Annotated in this window: 14 protein-coding genes; 5 read left to right on the top strand and 9 right to left on the bottom strand. The window is 42.5% G+C overall.

What is annotated here, in order from left to right:
- Positions 1-452 precede the first annotated feature (452 nt).
- On the top strand, positions 453-1,787 hold the full coding sequence (locus Q0954_RS19975) for a SpoIIE family protein phosphatase (protein ID WP_299459401.1): 1,335 nt from the start codon (positions 453-455) through the stop codon (positions 1,785-1,787).
- 111 nt (positions 1,788-1,898) lie between these two features.
- On the opposite strand, the gene acs is transcribed toward Q0954_RS19975, so the two are convergent.
- The 3 genes from acs to Q0954_RS19960 form a co-directional block, all read right to left on the bottom strand.
- Positions 1,899-3,815: an acetate--CoA ligase gene (gene acs / locus Q0954_RS19970; protein ID WP_299459399.1), complete on the bottom strand. Its 1,917-nt coding sequence runs from the start codon at positions 3,813-3,815 to the stop codon at positions 1,899-1,901.
- Positions 3,816-3,953: 138 nt separating this feature from the next.
- The gene (locus tag Q0954_RS19965) at positions 3,954-5,714 is read right to left on the bottom strand and encodes a sodium:solute symporter family protein (protein ID WP_299459397.1); all 1,761 of its coding nucleotides are present in this window, start codon (positions 5,712-5,714) and stop codon (positions 3,954-3,956) included.
- A 178-nt stretch (positions 5,715-5,892) separates the two neighbouring features.
- A complete protein-coding gene (locus tag Q0954_RS19960; protein WP_299459395.1) occupies positions 5,893-6,153 on the bottom strand; it encodes a DUF4212 domain-containing protein in 261 nt (86 codons plus the stop codon).
- A 375-nt stretch (positions 6,154-6,528) separates the two neighbouring features.
- Between Q0954_RS19960 and Q0954_RS19955 the strand changes: the two genes are divergently transcribed.
- Complete coding sequence (locus Q0954_RS19955; RefSeq protein ID WP_002695733.1) at positions 6,529-6,972, top strand: hypothetical protein; 444 nt, start codon at positions 6,529-6,531, stop codon at positions 6,970-6,972.
- Between the two features lie 202 nt (positions 6,973-7,174).
- Here the strand turns inward: Q0954_RS19955 and Q0954_RS19950 are convergent, their stop codons facing one another.
- From Q0954_RS19950 to Q0954_RS19935, 4 genes are all read right to left on the bottom strand, one after another.
- A complete protein-coding gene (locus Q0954_RS19950; protein WP_299459385.1) occupies positions 7,175-7,873 on the bottom strand; it encodes a methyltransferase domain-containing protein in 699 nt (232 codons plus the stop codon).
- A gap of 12 nt (positions 7,874-7,885) precedes the next feature.
- Positions 7,886-8,755 carry an MYG1 family protein gene (locus Q0954_RS19945; RefSeq protein ID WP_299459382.1) on the bottom strand — a complete coding sequence of 290 codons (870 nt, stop codon included), beginning with the start codon at positions 8,753-8,755 and terminating at the stop codon, positions 7,886-7,888.
- 71 nt (positions 8,756-8,826) lie between these two features.
- Positions 8,827-9,645: a Sir2 family NAD-dependent protein deacetylase gene (locus Q0954_RS19940; protein ID WP_299459380.1), complete on the bottom strand. Its 819-nt coding sequence runs from the start codon at positions 9,643-9,645 to the stop codon at positions 8,827-8,829.
- A 56-nt stretch (positions 9,646-9,701) separates the two neighbouring features.
- Positions 9,702-10,541 (bottom strand): Sir2 family NAD-dependent protein deacetylase, encoded by an 840-nt coding sequence (locus tag Q0954_RS19935; RefSeq protein ID WP_299459378.1) that lies wholly within the window; start codon positions 10,539-10,541, stop codon positions 9,702-9,704.
- 199 nt (positions 10,542-10,740) lie between these two features.
- Between Q0954_RS19935 and Q0954_RS19930 the strand changes: the two genes are divergently transcribed.
- Together Q0954_RS19930 and Q0954_RS19925 are read left to right on the top strand one after the other, a co-directional pair.
- Complete coding sequence (locus tag Q0954_RS19930) at positions 10,741-11,187, top strand: leucine-rich repeat domain-containing protein (RefSeq protein WP_299459376.1); 447 nt, start codon at positions 10,741-10,743, stop codon at positions 11,185-11,187.
- 150 nt (positions 11,188-11,337) lie between these two features.
- Entirely contained in the window at positions 11,338-11,754 is a 417-nt protein-coding gene (locus Q0954_RS19925; protein WP_299459374.1) for a hypothetical protein, read from the top strand.
- 167 nt (positions 11,755-11,921) lie between these two features.
- Here Q0954_RS19925 and Q0954_RS19920 read toward each other — a convergent pair whose 3' ends face one another.
- Together Q0954_RS19920 and Q0954_RS19915 are read right to left on the bottom strand one after the other, a co-directional pair.
- The gene (locus tag Q0954_RS19920; protein ID WP_299459372.1) at positions 11,922-12,641 is read right to left on the bottom strand and encodes a hypothetical protein; all 720 of its coding nucleotides are present in this window, start codon (positions 12,639-12,641) and stop codon (positions 11,922-11,924) included.
- A gap of 87 nt (positions 12,642-12,728) precedes the next feature.
- Positions 12,729-13,325 (bottom strand): hypothetical protein, encoded by a 597-nt coding sequence (locus tag Q0954_RS19915; RefSeq protein WP_299459370.1) that lies wholly within the window; start codon positions 13,323-13,325, stop codon positions 12,729-12,731.
- Between the two features lie 165 nt (positions 13,326-13,490).
- Between Q0954_RS19915 and Q0954_RS19910 the strand changes: the two genes are divergently transcribed.
- Positions 13,491-14,752, top strand: a 1,262-nt coding sequence (locus tag Q0954_RS19910) for a leucine-rich repeat domain-containing protein (protein ID WP_299459368.1), incomplete at its 3' end; no start/stop codon positions are given.

The following is a 14,752-nucleotide window of genomic DNA, read 5'->3' as shown; positions in this document are numbered from 1 at the left end:
TCTGAGGGGTGATTTTTCGCCTTGATACTTCGTTATTTTTATTGCCCGTAGCGCTGCTATGGGCGCAAAAAATAGCCTCGTCTCAAAACAAAACCTCTACCTCAAGAATGGTAATTTAATTTCTCACCATTCCTAAGGAACGGTGTCAAAATAAATACACATTCTTAACCTCATTTTTTTTGGTCAGGCGACGTCAAAAAACATTTCTTTAAACTATAGAACTTTATTTTTGCATCGTTCCTAACAATTGCTTGAACGGTTTAAACAACAGCTCCTTGCTTACCTACCATGTAAGCAAGGGGCTGTTGTTTATGTACTAATTGTACACTTGAATGATTAATCAACTAAAGACTTTAATTGTACTTTTTATATAAGAACACTTTATGTCTACGTGTATGTTTGTGTATGCCTGCAACAGTTACTTATTTATGTTCAGCTAAAAAACGAACATAATGAAAATTGCTCCCATTACCATCAATGAAAAAGAACGCTTACAGGCTTTATATAGGTACAACATATTGCATACAGACTTTGAGCAAGCATTTGATGAACTTGTACAGCTTGCTTCTTACATTTGTAAAACTCCCATTTCGTTGATGTCGTTGGTAGCCCAAAACAAACAATGGTTCAAAGCCAAAGTAGGGCTGGAAGCTAGAGAAACCCCACGTGAATTGGCTTTTTGTGCCCACGCCATTCATAAGCCTGAATTATTTATTATAAAAGATGCCACCAAAGATGAGCGATTTTATGACAACCCGTTGGTCATTGGGCATCCTGATATAAGGTTTTATGCTGGAATGCCGCTTACTACTCCTGATGGTTTTAGTTTGGGGACACTATGTGTGATAGACAAACGCCCCCGTGATTTAACTGAAGCCCAAAAATCTGCCTTAAAAACGCTGGCATCACAAGTGATTGCCCAGTTGGAGCTAAGAATGAAGCTACGAATGATAGAAAGCAAACAAGAAAGCATTGTCAGGAAAAACCAAGAAATTTTCGAAAGCATTCATTATGCTCAAAAAATCCAAGCTGCTATTTTGCCAAGTTCCAAAAGTTTAGATAAGGTATTTGCCAATCACTTTATTATTTATGAACCCAAAGATATTGTGTCGGGTGACTTTTATTGGTTGAGCCAAGTCAAAAAACGAATCATAGTCAATGGTATTCCCTCTTTTGAAGTATACAGCTTTGTTGCCGCTGTAGATTGTACCGGACACGGGGTGCCAGGGGCTTTTATGAGTATGATAGGTAGTATGCTATTGAATGAAATAGTCAATGAAAAGAAGGTAATTGACCCTCAAAGGATTATTGCCAAAATGCACGAAGGTATTTATAAAGGTTTACAGCAGCAGGAGTCGAACAATCAGGATGGCATGGATATATGCTTATGTAGGGTACAATACATAGACAACTCTGAAGACATAGAGTTAGTATACAGCAATGCCAAACGCCCCTTGTTTTATACCAAACAAAATCGCCTGCATCGAGTTACTAGAAATAGGGTTTCGGTAGGTGGGTATAGGTCCGAACAAACCACTCAAGAGTTAAAAAACTACGTTGTACAACTCCAACGCAAAGATATTATTTATTTAAGTAGCGATGGGTTTGTAGATACATCTAACAATAAACGTAAATCTTTTGGTTCCAAGCGACTATTTGCTCTACTTCAGGAAATTATGCACGAGCCATTAAACATACAACGCAAAAGATTGTTAGAGGCAAAGATCAAATACCAGGAAGAAGCAGACCAACGCGATGATATTGTGTTGCTGGGGGTTCAATTATAGGGTGATCCTGCGGCGCATCTGATGTTCACTTTCTAACAAAAATGGTTTTACAGTTTACCCATAGCAAACCATAAAACCATTCAAGCAATGCACAAAACAAGCCTCAACACATTAACCCTCTACCGCAACCCCAGCCTTGTCCATAATAGACGCCACCACCTCAGGGTTAAGCAACGTACTGATGTCGCCCAGGTTAGAAGCATTGTTTTCGGCAATTTTGCGCAAGATTCTACGCATAATCTTACCCGAACGAGTTTTGGGCAAACCAGATACTACCAAAATCTTATCGGGTTTGGCAATGGGTCCTATAATTTTGTTAATAGTACTGACAATGCTTTTCTTGATTTGCTCCTCATCGTGGTTGGCAGCATCGGCCTCACATACAATGTACGCATAAATGCCTTGTCCCTTGATGTCGTGGGGGTAGCCTACTACTGCCGACTCGTTTACCAATGGATGTTCATTGATGGCGTTCTCTATTTCGGCAGTACCCAGGCGGTGTCCCGATACATTGATTACATCGTCTACCCGCCCCAATATACGGTAGTACCCGTCTTCGTCACGCTTGCACCCATCTCCGGTAAAATACAAACCTTTATAAGTAGAAAAATAGGTTTGACGGCAACGTTCGTGATCGCCGTAAGTAGTACGCAACATAGATGGCCAGGGAAACTTCACGCATAGGTTACCTTCTACACTGTTGCCTTTCAATTCATTGCCCTCATTGTCTACCAATATAGGCTGAATTCCAGGCAAGGGCAGGGTAGCATAGGTAGGTTTGGTAGGAGTAATGCCAGGCAGGGGAGAAATTAAAATGCCTCCGGTTTCGGTTTGCCACCAAGTATCTACTATTGGGCAACGATCTTTGCCGATGTGGTCGTGGTACCAGTGCCAGGCTTCTTCGTTGATGGGTTCTCCCACACTGCCCAATACTTTGAGCGAACTCAGGTCGTGTTTTTCTACATACTCTAGCCCTTTGGCCTGCAAAGCACGAATGGCAGTAGGGGCAGTATAAAACTGGTTTACCTGGTGCTTGTCTACTATTTCCCAAAAACGCCCCGCATCAGGAAAAGTAGGCACCCCCTCAAACATCACGCTGGTGGCTCCTGCCAACAAGGGACCGTACACAATGTAAGAGTGCCCCGTGATCCAGCCAATGTCTGCCGTACACCAGTAAATATCACCTGCGTTGTATTGAAAAACATTCTTAAACGAATAAGCCGTATATACCATGTAGCCGCCCGTGGTATGCACTACTCCTTTGGGTTTGCCCGTAGAGCCCGACGTGTATAAAATGAAGAGCATGTCTTCGCTGTCCATTTCCTCGGCTTTGTTTTCCAGGGCTTCTCCTGCTATCACATCGCTCCACCAGATGTCTCTGTTTGGCTTCATGGTTACCTCGCTGCCCGTGCGCTTGAGCACAATGCTGCGCTCTATGCTTGGGGTGTTTTCCAGGGCTTCGTCTACTATTTTCTTTATTTCCAACACTTTTGCTCCTCGGTAGCCTCCATCGGCAGTAAGCACAGTGGTAGCTTGGGCATCATTGATACGGTCGGCAAGGGCATTGGACGAAAACCCAGCAAATACGACCGAATGAATGGCTCCAATACGGGCACAGGCAAGCATAGCAATGGCTGCTTCGGGCACCATAGGCATGTATATCACCACGCGGTCGCCTTTTTTTACTCCTTGTTTCAAAAGCCCATTCGAAAACTGGCATACTTTCTCAAACAATTCACGGTAAGTAAGGGTAATGCTTGCTTCATCGGGGTTGTTGGGTTCCCAGATAATGGCTGCTTTGTCGCCATGGGTAAAGAGTTGGCGCTCAAAAATATTTTCAGTAATGTTTAACTTCCCATTGACAAACCATTCTATTGTAGGCTCTTCAAAGTTCCAATCAAGCACTTTATCCCATTTTTTGCGCCAATGAAAGTTTTCGGCAATCGAAGCCCAAAATGCTTCAGGGTTAGATACGCTTTTTTGATATTCGTGGATATAACCACCCAATGTGTTGATTTTATTTGTCATTTTTTTAAGTTTTTTTCGTGTTTTACAATAGCTTAGGGTAGCCCCTACAATTAACCCCTTGATTTATATGTAAATACCTGTATATCAAGGATTTTAAAACTTCGTATAATCCTAATTGAAAATTCTTAATTGACTACATCAATGGTCCTGTGCTTCGCCTGCGCCCCTTGGGTAGCGTATACTTTCTACCATTTCTTGTACTTGTTGTGGTGGAGTAGCAGTATTGCGTGATACAACCAAGGCTACCAGGGCATTGATGAACATTCCCAGGGTGCCTATGCCTTCTGGCGAAATACCCCACCACCAACCAGCCTTGGTGCCTCCCAAAAACTTGAAGTATACAATGTAAGCAATGGTAAAGAGTAAGCCAGTGATCATTCCGGCAATGGCACCTTCACGGTTCATGCGTTTGTCAAAAATACCCAACACAATTGCTGGAAAAAATGAGGCTGCCGCCAAACCAAAGGCAAAAGCCACTACTTGTGCGACAAACCCTGGGGGGTAAATGCCAAACAATCCGGCAATAACTACAGCGACAGCTGCTGATAAACGGGCATACAATAGCTCGCCCTTTTCGGAGATGTTTGGATTGAGTTGTTTTTTGATTAAGTCGTGTGACACCGAGGTAGAGATCACGAGCAACAAACCCGCTGCGGTAGACAAGGCTGCGGCAAGCCCCCCGGCAGCTACCAGGGCAATCACCCAATTGGGCAACTGGGCAATTTCGGGGTTGGCAAGTACCATAATGTCACGGTCTATATAGAGCTCGTTTTTGTTGCTATTGAGCTGGTTGGTCACTACTCGTTCGCCTGAGGTACCTTTACCTTCCTTAAAACTGGGCTTACCCACAAAGGGTTTGCCTGGAAAATACTGCACTTGCCCATCTTTGTTTTTATCTACCCACGCAATGAGCCCGGTGGCTTCCCATTTTTTAAACCATTCGGGCATAGCCACGTAGGCCTTTTTATCCTGAATGGTAGTAATCAGGTTGGTGCGGGCAAAGGCGGCAATGGCAGGGGCAGTAGTATACAAAATGGCTATAAAGACCAAGGCATAGCCTGCCGACAAACGGGCGTCTTTTACTCTGGGTACCGTAAAAAACCGCACAATAACGTGGGGCAAGCCTGCAGTGCCTACCATGAGGGCAGCAGTGATAAAAAACACGTCGATCATACTTTTCGATCCATTGGTATAAGCATTGAACCCCAATTCTTTGTGTAACCCATCCAGTTTTTCAAGCAATGTTTTGCCTCCTTCTACGGTACCTCCAAAACCTAATTGAGGTATAGGGTTGCCAGTAAGTTGAATGGAAATAAAAATGGCAGGCACCATAAAAGCAAAGATCAAGACGCAATATTGGGCTACTTGAGTGTAGGTGATGCCCTTCATACCGCCCAATACAGCATAAAAAAACACAATGCCCATACCTATAATAATTCCCCAGGTGATGGGTACTTCGAGAAAACGGGAAAACACCACGCCTACACCCCGCATTTGCCCTGCCACATAGGTAAAAGAGACAAATAAGGCACAAATAACAGCTACCGTGCGTGCTACATCGGAGTAATAGCGATCGCCGATAAAATCGGGCACGGTAAACTTGCCAAACTTGCGTAGGTAGGGTGCCAACAGCAAGGCAAGCAATACATAGCCTCCTGTCCAACCCATGAGGTAAACTGACCCATCGTAGCCCATAAAAGAAATGAGCCCTGCCATAGAGATAAACGAAGCTGCCGACATCCAGTCAGCTGCAGTAGCCATGCCATTGGCAAGCGGTGGCACCCCGCCCCCTGCTACATAAAACTCGCGGGTAGATCCGGCACGCGACCAGATGGCAATAAAGATATACAAGGCAAAAGTTGCCCCTACTATAATATACGTCCAGGTTTGTACGCTCATGTTGGTTAGTCGTTAGTGTAGCTATTATAGCCTTAAGCTTTAAGCAACAAGCTGTAAGTTAAAGGCTACTCTACAGGCTTCTATGTTTATATCATGTTGATTTTAAATCTGCAGATAGGATTCCACAGTTGTTGGTTTACGGCTATTTGGCAACGGCCAGTAGCTTTGTGAAGAAATTTCACTCTTCATCTACTTCGTACTTTTTGTCTAGCTTGTTCATAAGCCTTACATATACAAAAATGAGGATAACAAAAGTAAAAATGGAGCCTTGTTGAGCAAACCAAAAGCCCAGCTTAAAGCCTCCCAGTTTGATGGTGTTGAGTGGTTCTACGAGCAGTATGCCAAAGCCATAAGATACGACAAACCATATAGAGAGCAATACAAGAAGGTAACGCAGGTTAGTTTTCCAATAATTTTTAATATTTTTCTGATCATTCATATCTGCAAAAAATACAAAGGGTTCTTATAATTTCGTCACAAAAAAGTAAATCGTTGCTACATATACAAACAATCGATACTTGATTCTACTTATATTTTTTTGTGTACAGATATTAATAAACCTACAAGGTAGGTTTATTCTTCAAATTGAGCGAAACAATACTTATCGCAAGGTGAACATAGACCACGCTCAGGCTTTAAATTATTTTTTGGTTTATTGTGGTCATATTCTTGCAGTACTTTTGGGTTTTCAGCCTAAATATTACAGATTGGTTTTTAGCATATTACCAGAGTTTGTTAACTTTAGGAATTATAAGGCGGCAATTGCGCAAATAAGTGCCGTCAATTCTAATTCACAAAGCTTTTTTTAAAACACATGTCAATATCAATTAAAGTTCTTGATACTACCTACGCCAGGGTGGTGCATCATCGTTTGGGTGGGCAACACTTTATGGGCGTTAGCTGGAGTCGTCCTGCCAGCAAAAAAGAAAACGAGGTGCTTTGGCAAAAGGCCCTTGAGTATGCACAAAAACACCGGATTAACCTCTGGCAACTCGACCGTAGTCAGGTGTCGGTATATACACCGCCTGAAACCTGGTTACAAAAGTCGTGGTTTCAGCCAGGCAACGACGACAACAGCAACATCATTGCTGTAGTAATGGCCGATCAGTTGTTTTGTCAATTGTTGCTACATGAGGTAGAACCGATTCACCAAACCAACCCTTCGTTTCACGCGGGTTTGTTCTCTGACAGGGACAAGTCTAAAGACTGGTTGTTGAATGCTGTTTTTTCTGAAAAGAAAATTTTGCTGTCTGCCTAAGCAGTCCATGCTATCCACTTCTTCCTTGCCACCTATTCACCCTTCCTGCAACCACCCATGTAGATTGCCTGCACCAGCCTAATGCAACCTCAAAAACTGAGTGTTAGCATTTAGTAAGTAATATCATTAAAAAACCCTCGTCCTTTGGTATAAGAACGAGGGTTTTATTTTGGCTTAAATTCTGGCAGTTATCAAATTTGGCTTATTCAGCATAATAAGCAGTGACTGCCTCTTGTCCGGTGTAGTTTTTCCCTGCCCGATCGTTGGCACCCAAGTAAGCATGAGCAAACAAAGGCACATGGGGGAGAGGCGCCTGGGCAATAATGAGTTTTTTTTGTGCATCATATTCAATGCCTGCTTGTCGAAACCATTCGAGCACTGTTTCTCCCTGGGTATCGTTGCCTATTTGTACACTTGCCAGGTCAAAGCTCGCCACCATTTTACTGCCAGGTGCCAACATTTTGCCCAAACGAGCAATTGCCCCCAGCTTATCGCCCACGTAATGCAAGCCATGAATACAAGTAATGAGGTGGTATGCCGGAAGCGGAGGTTGCCAATGGATGACAGAACCCGTGAAAAAACGCACACAATTGACCTGGGCAGGAATAGGGCTAAAAAAATCGACCAAGTCTAACCCATGTAAATGTAAATGATTCTGAGACGCAGCCAAAGCTTGGGCAGTCTGCAACAAAGCGTTGCCCTTGCCACAACATACGTCTAACCAACAAGCCTCAGGCTCGCGGGTCAATAATGCACGTAGCCAGTCTTCGGGGCAAAAGCCCACTTCGTTTTCGTAGCTGTTTACCCCGCTTGCCTGACGTTCACGGTTCATGCGGTTGTTGGCCACTATAGGTGACCATACCAGCTCCTCTTCATGTAAAAGTTTGGGTGGTTGTTTCATGGGGCACAAACTCTAGAGTAATTTTACCACTTCGAGGGCGGTGGCTTCATTGTTAAACACGGCCAAAAAACGCGCTTTATGGGCAAACTCAATATCGTTGGCATTGCTTACCCCGGCTTGCATGGTTTCTAAAGTGGGTAAAGGGTAGGCTTCAGCGTCTATGGTGGTCAGCTGCCATTGTTGCCCTTCTACCAACTCGTTTTTGCTGGCACGCGGAACCAAACAAAACCTAATACTGGGTTCTAGAGCCGCCCAACGTTTCCAACCTTTGCAGTATTGTTCCAGGCGAACTACCTGAGGGGTAAGCATTTGACGGGTTTCCCAAATGGGTTTTTGTGCCACAATTTTTTCGGCTTCATATAGGGTATTTTCCAAAAAAGTGGCGGCAGTCTTTACTGCCTTGTCAAACTGTTCCATTTGTAACGCATCATTGTCAGGTTCACGGTTAAACGCCCCAATCAGCCCCGATACAGTACCCGCTGTGCCACCAGGCAAGTGTTCATCAATGGTTTTTAAGATATTATTTTGATTGGTATCTGTTTGGTCTACCAAGTCAATCAAAGACTCTTGCACTAACAAAGCCACATCGGTATTGCCGCCACAGAGTTGCAAGCCAAAATGTTCCCAAACCAACCCCGCAGCGCTTTTTAGGTCGCGGTCTTGGTGATGGTCAAAATTATTGTGGGCAGGGTCATACATCAACCCCACGTCTACTACCAATACGCTGGAGTCTTTGATTACTTTGCCAAGTAAGTCTGGGTGACGGGTACGGGTAATGTGTAAGTGGGCTCCTTTAAGCCTTTGTAAGATAGCCACTGCAAAAACTTCGTCAGCGTGAAAACTCCCATTATGGGTAATCAGTTGATCGGGAATTGTTGTCATTTACTTCTTTCTCTTGAGTAATTTTTCAAATGCCGTAATTTGCAACAAAAAATAAGGGTAAACAATCTTGGCTACATAAAAAAGCGCACCATTGCCGGCAATATTTCGCCACTTTTACCTTTAATTACCCAGCCTTGTTGATAAACCTCGATGGTTTGGGTAAAGGTAGAGTCATCAAGGTTGATGGCAATGATTGGTTTACCTGCTTTGAGCACTGTTTCAAAAATGAGCAAGGGCAGGTTAGTGGCTCCAGTAGTGCCTACCACCACCAGTAAGTCAGTATGGAAAGCTGCTTCCAGTGCACTTTCATATTTATAATATGCTTCGTTGTAATATTCGTCAAAAAACAATACATGGGGACGCATCAACTCACTGCATTCGGGGCAGGCCAGCTTGTCCCATTCTTCGTCGGGCATAATATCGTTTTTGGTATAATGCCCTAAATCCTGCGGAAAAGGGTGTACCTCGCCGCAATCGTCGCAACGCACGTGTGAGAGTGTGCCGTGGATACAATAAGTGTTTGGGGGTGTATTGCCCGCCAACAGATGCAGCCCGTCTACATTTTGGGTAACCAAAGTAAAGCGTTCGTTGCCTAGTTGGGTTTCTATAGTAGCCAACGCCTGATGCCCCGGGTTAGGCTTAGCCTGGCGTACATTATTGAAGTAATGCAATACCCAACGCCATACTTTTTCAGGAAACTGCCTGAACATGTAATTAGTGGCAATCTCCATAGGGGTATAGTTTTTTGACCCTATAGTCCAGTAGCCTTCGTTGCCTCTAAAGGTAGGTATACCACTTTCGGCAGACATGCCTGCCCCAGTCAAAAACAGGGCTTTTTGCTGGCTCTCGCCAAATTGTTTAAGAAAAGTTTGTAAACTTTTGGGAATCATATTGTTTAGGGTACTCACAAGCAGAGAATGGATGGACCGCTGTAATCAATCAATTTCTATATAGTATCTTTAATAGCAGCTAAGATTTCGGGTAAAATTTCACCGCTTTTGCCTAGCAATACGTGCCCGGTTTGGTTGGCTTCGAGGGTGCGCGAAAAAATGCTGCTATCCAGGTTAACCACCACAATTTGCTTGTTGTTGTTGAGGGCATTGTAATACATTTTGTTAGGCAAATTGGTAGCCCCTGAAGTACCCACTACAATCAAAAGGTCGGCTTCTTTGTTTTTGTGCAGGGCGGTTTCATACTTGTAGTACTTTTCGTTATAGTATTCGTCAAACCACAACACATGGGGGCGGGTAAGCGCGCCACAATTCACACATTTAAGTAGCTCCCATTCTTCAGGGCTGATGTCGCTCTCTCGGTTTTTTGGGGCAATGCCCTTTGGAAAAGGTAAAAGTTCGGTATCACAAGAATCTTTGCTACACCTCACATGGGTAAGGTCGCCATGAATGAGTAAGGTATTTTTAAAAGTGCTGCCTGCCCTAAAATGTAACCCGTCTACATTTTGGGTAACCAAAGTAAAACGTTTGCCACCCAATACCTTTTCCATCTCGGCTACAGCATAATGCCCTGGGTTGGGTTGGGCATTGTTGCACACAGTATGCCTAAACAAATACCATTTCCATACTTCCTGGGGGCTTTGCTTAAACATTTTCATGGTGCCTATGTCCTGGGGTTGGTAATTGACCGAGCCTATTTTCCAGTAGCCTTCTTTGCCCCTAAAGGTAGGGATACCACTTTCGGCAGAAATGCCTGCTCCGGTGAGTACCACCATTTTGGCTTGGTCGTTGGCAGCAAATTCATGCAAATATGCCTTAAGTTCTGATGAGATCATTTATTTCTATAGTTTTTTAGAGAAAACGAAATAATTAAAATACATAAAAAAGCACAGTGAATCAAATAAAAATTGGCCTGATAAAAAATTAAGGTTATTTTGGTAATTGATATGGTCAATAGTCCATAGTATTTAGGGGTTGTCTAACCTGGCACATTTAAAAATCTTATCTCTAAACGAAAACAATTTACTTTCTCGTTTGCCTAATGGTTTTGGCAAGCTAGTGAATTTACAATACCTGGATTTGCACAATACTTCACTGGCTAGTTTGCCTGTAGGGTTTGGCAACTTGAGAAGCTTGCGAGATTTGAACTTGCATAATACATCATTGACTAGTTTGCCAGTGGGGTTTGATCAACTAGTGAATTTGCAATACCTGGATTTGAGCAATAATCGGCTCAATAGCTTGCCAGCGGTTTTTGGTAGTTTGGTGCATTTGCAACACTTGTATTTGAATAACAACCAACTCACTGATTTGCCCATGGCTTTTGGTAACTTGGCAAGCTTAAAACTCTTAAACTTAAGCAATAATCAGCTTGCTGGTTTACCCGCAAGCTTTGATAGTTTGATTCATATACGACACCTGGATTTAAGCAACAATCAACTTACTGGCTTACCGACATTCTTCTCCTTGTCAAGCTTTTAAATGTTATAGAGATGCTGTTTTGATAAGGCAACTTTGTGAAAAAAGCACAGTGAACCAAGCAAAAACTAGCAGGTGTGAAAACTTAAGGTTAATTTAGTAACCTTGTTTAGCATATAAAAAGTTAATACCTCGCACTAATAAACTTATACAATGAACGATTTTATCTGGAACAAGGAGAACTTGTGGCGATTGCTTACCTCTGAAGACGACGCTAATGTGGTGTTGGCAAGGCAAATGCTTAAAGGGGTGCCTTTTAGTTTGGCCAAAGAAATGATGGTCAAGTCGGAACTGTATTGGAGGGTAAAGCGCATTTTTTACGACAGTCTGGTAATACTGGAACGTTGCGAGAAACAAGGTACAGATGAGTTTGTTACAGAGGATTACCTGGGAACTGAGAGCGAAGCGTTGAAAAATTATTGGATCAGGTTTGAAGACATCATCAATTATCATCAACAAAAACTCAATGATCGCCAAATCAGGCGACTGTTGCGCTGGAGAGTATTGCACAACGTACGCGCTTATACCAAAGAGGATGAAATGTATGTTGCTTTAAGTAAAGATAGTTAATGCATTGACTATAAATAAGTTATAAAAACAATTCTAAGTAGCCGCAAGTCCTTAGATATCGATGAATATCGGTGCAATTAGCCATAAGCTACAAGTAAAGATAACTCTCTCATAATATGATAGTTATACTTACATATTAGGTATATTTAATTTTGTCTTGGTACATACTACAGTACCTGCTGTGCTTGCTTAGACAATGCCAAGTGCTCGTATTCCTTGAGCAAAGTGAAGGTTATTTCTTGACTATCAGTAAGTTGCCCTTCCATGCTAATCCCTCCAGGTTTGTTGTTCAAATGCTCGGCAGGGTAGGAGCCTTGGGGTGGAAAACCTTCCCGGACATATTGCCTGATAAGGGTGCCAAGTGTGGCTTTGACGTGAGCCAATGCCTCGGCAGACACTTCGGGTTCATCGCCTTCTATTACTTCTATGCTAAGCTGTGTTTCTACCTGACCTGCTTCGTCTATCTCAGCCAGCAACATAATCTTTGCGCGATGGGTGTATTGGCGCAAGCCAAACGGATCGGTAAAAACGGTGGTACGACTCATTTCGGGTTGCCCATGTTGGTAGCAGGCATAGGCGTATTCTTTGCAATTATATACAATCACCATTTCACCCTCAGCGTTTAAGGTAACTTCACCTTCGCCGTAATTATACATTTCCCCTGCATTGGGCAACTCTAGCCTTTCGGCAATCAAGTCTGACAGTTCCCAATCTATTTGTATGTCTTGCCACAAAAAATCATGATCTACTTCTTGTCCACGCTCTTCTACATATATTTTGCATAAGGTTTCGTCACCGCCTGCGTTCCAGGTCGCCTTTAGTACCTTGCCTTGTGCTTGTATGTGGGCAAGCGCTTCTTTGAGTATACCGTGTTTGGTTTGAATCATTTGATTACATTATTAAAGTGTTTGGTCATGCTTGGTTTTTGTGTATGTCAACGCTGAAAATGTTTTTTTAATAAAAACTGAAGTTTATCATTGCTTGCCTTCTGCTTGCTTTAACCATTGTAACTCTTCGCGTTGGGGGGTGTATTGCCACTTTTGGGTAAATTTAAAAGCCGCCAAAAAATTTTGTACCCTTTGGGCAGGCGCAATCAACTGGGCAAGTTCGCGGGCAGCGGCTATCCCCAGGAGGTGTTCTGCCAAAAAAACACCAAAATCGCTGCAGGTAATGTTCAAACTTGTCTTAAGGTTGCTACGAAAAAAAGGCCGCCAAATAAATGCCTGCAACAGCTCAGAGGTGGGTTCTGGCACGGTGGGCGCCCAAGTTTCCAGGGCTGGGTTTTCGTTGAGCCAATCGTATAGGGTAGGGGTGCGCCCGTTTAAGTCTTCGCGGCAGTGTTCTACCGCTATGTCGCGCACCAGCACCTGACGCTGATCACTATTGGTAATCAGGTTGCCTATGAGTTCGGTGGCAAGTTCTACTCCAAACATATTATGAAGTAGTAAGCGATGTTTTACATGGTGGTAAAAATACTTGGAAGAATCTATGAAACTATGAATTTGCTCATAGTCTTGGGGTTGCCCGCCAAACTTTCGCTGAGAAAGTAAACAATGTTGCCAAATGTTCATAAAGATGGTAGTACGTGTGTCTTGAATAAAAATAGTAAATCTTTTAGGGTTTTGTAAAATTGTAACGATCTTTTATGAAAGCTTGCTTAACTTTTCACCTACAACTGATGCTAAAGCCATTATTTTATTGTCTATTTTTAACCAAAAAAAATATTTACGCTTACAATGGATAAAACTGAGGAAAATTTCTGGAAGTTGTTTTACTCCTCTGACGAGGTCAATGTAAGGCTGGCGCTTGAAATGGCTAAAGGAATGCCTGAGCTTGATTTAGCACCCATCTTGCAAGACTATCAAAATCTATACTCTGCATTATTCCCCAGAGGGGAGGCACAAAGGGTAGAGGAGCAAGTTGCAGCTTTAAACCAACCGTCGATGGATGCTTCAGGACAAGGTTTAAGTGTCATTCCTGAGGGTATTGGCAAGCTAAAGAATTTACAACGCTTGTATTTAAACAATAGCCAGCTTATTGCTTTGCCTGAAAGCATTGGTGAACTAGTGAATCTAGAACACTTGGAATTACAAAAGACCCAATTGACTAGCTTGCCTGAAAGCTTTGGTAAACTAGTGAGTTTAAAACACTTGGAATTAAGCGATACCCAATTGACTGGTTTGCCTGAAAGCTTTGATAAACTGGTGAATCTAGAACACTTGGAATTACAAAAGACCCAATTGATTAGCTTGCCTGAAAGCTTTGGTAAACTAGTGAGTTTAAAACACTTGGAATTACACGATACCCAATTGACTGGTTTGCCTGAAAGCTTTGATAAACTGGTGAATTTAAAACACTTGAGTTTACACAATACCCAATTGACTAGCTTGCCTGAAAGCTTGTGCGTACTAGTCAATTTACAAGACTTGGGTTTACACAAGACCCAATTAACTAGCTTGCCTGAAAACTTTGATAAATTGGTGAATTTAAAATGCTTGTTTTTAAGCAATACCCAATTAACTAGCTTGCCTGAAAGCTTGTGCGTACTAGTCAATTTACAAGACTTGAGTTTAAACGATACCCAATTGACTGGTTTGCCTGAAAACTTTGATAAACTGGTGAATTTAAAATACTTGTGTTTAAGCGATACCCAATTGACTAGTCTGCCTGAAAGCTTTGGCGTACTGGTGAACTTACAAAGGTTGTTTTTAAACGATATCCAATTGACTGGTTTGCCTGAAAGCTTTGATAAACTGGTGAATTTAAGACACTTGGAATTAAGCAATACCAAATTAACTAGTTTGCCTGAAAGCTTGTGCGTACTAGTCAATTTACAATACTTGGAATTAAGAGATACCCAATTAACTGCTTTGCCTGAAAACTTTGATAAACTAGTGAATTTAAAATACTTGTTTTTAAGCGATACCCAATTGACTAGCTTGCCTGAAAACTTGGGTAAACTTGTGAATTTAAAATACTTGTTTTTAAAAAATACCCA

This window comes from uncultured Microscilla sp. (assembly GCF_947493425.1).
GTDB lineage: Bacteria > Bacteroidota > Bacteroidia > Cytophagales > Microscillaceae > Microscilla.
The sequence above is the reverse complement of the archived record's forward strand: the minus strand, read 5'-3'. Positions and strand labels throughout refer to the sequence as shown.

Coding starts and splice junctions, on each gene's coding strand:
- Q0954_RS19975 (WP_299459401.1), top strand. CDS start 453: ATGAAAATTGCTCCCATTACCATCAATGAAAAAGAACGCTTACAGGCT.
- acs (WP_299459399.1), bottom strand. CDS start 3,815: ATGACAAATAAAATCAACACATTGGGTGGTTATATCCACGAATATCAA.
- Q0954_RS19965 (WP_299459397.1), bottom strand. CDS start 5,714: ATGAGCGTACAAACCTGGACGTATATTATAGTAGGGGCAACTTTTGCC.
- Q0954_RS19960 (WP_299459395.1), bottom strand. CDS start 6,153: ATGAATGATCAGAAAAATATTAAAAATTATTGGAAAACTAACCTGCGT.
- Q0954_RS19955 (WP_002695733.1), top strand. CDS start 6,529: ATGTCAATATCAATTAAAGTTCTTGATACTACCTACGCCAGGGTGGTG.
- Q0954_RS19950 (WP_299459385.1), bottom strand. CDS start 7,873: ATGAAACAACCACCCAAACTTTTACATGAAGAGGAGCTGGTATGGTCA.
- Q0954_RS19945 (WP_299459382.1), bottom strand. CDS start 8,755: ATGACAACAATTCCCGATCAACTGATTACCCATAATGGGAGTTTTCAC.
- Q0954_RS19940 (WP_299459380.1), bottom strand. CDS start 9,645: ATGATTCCCAAAAGTTTACAAACTTTTCTTAAACAATTTGGCGAGAGC.
- Q0954_RS19935 (WP_299459378.1), bottom strand. CDS start 10,541: ATGATCTCATCAGAACTTAAGGCATATTTGCATGAATTTGCTGCCAAC.
- Q0954_RS19925 (WP_299459374.1), top strand. CDS start 11,338: ATGAACGATTTTATCTGGAACAAGGAGAACTTGTGGCGATTGCTTACC.
- Q0954_RS19920 (WP_299459372.1), bottom strand. CDS start 12,641: ATGATTCAAACCAAACACGGTATACTCAAAGAAGCGCTTGCCCACATA.
- Q0954_RS19915 (WP_299459370.1), bottom strand. CDS start 13,325: ATGAACATTTGGCAACATTGTTTACTTTCTCAGCGAAAGTTTGGCGGG.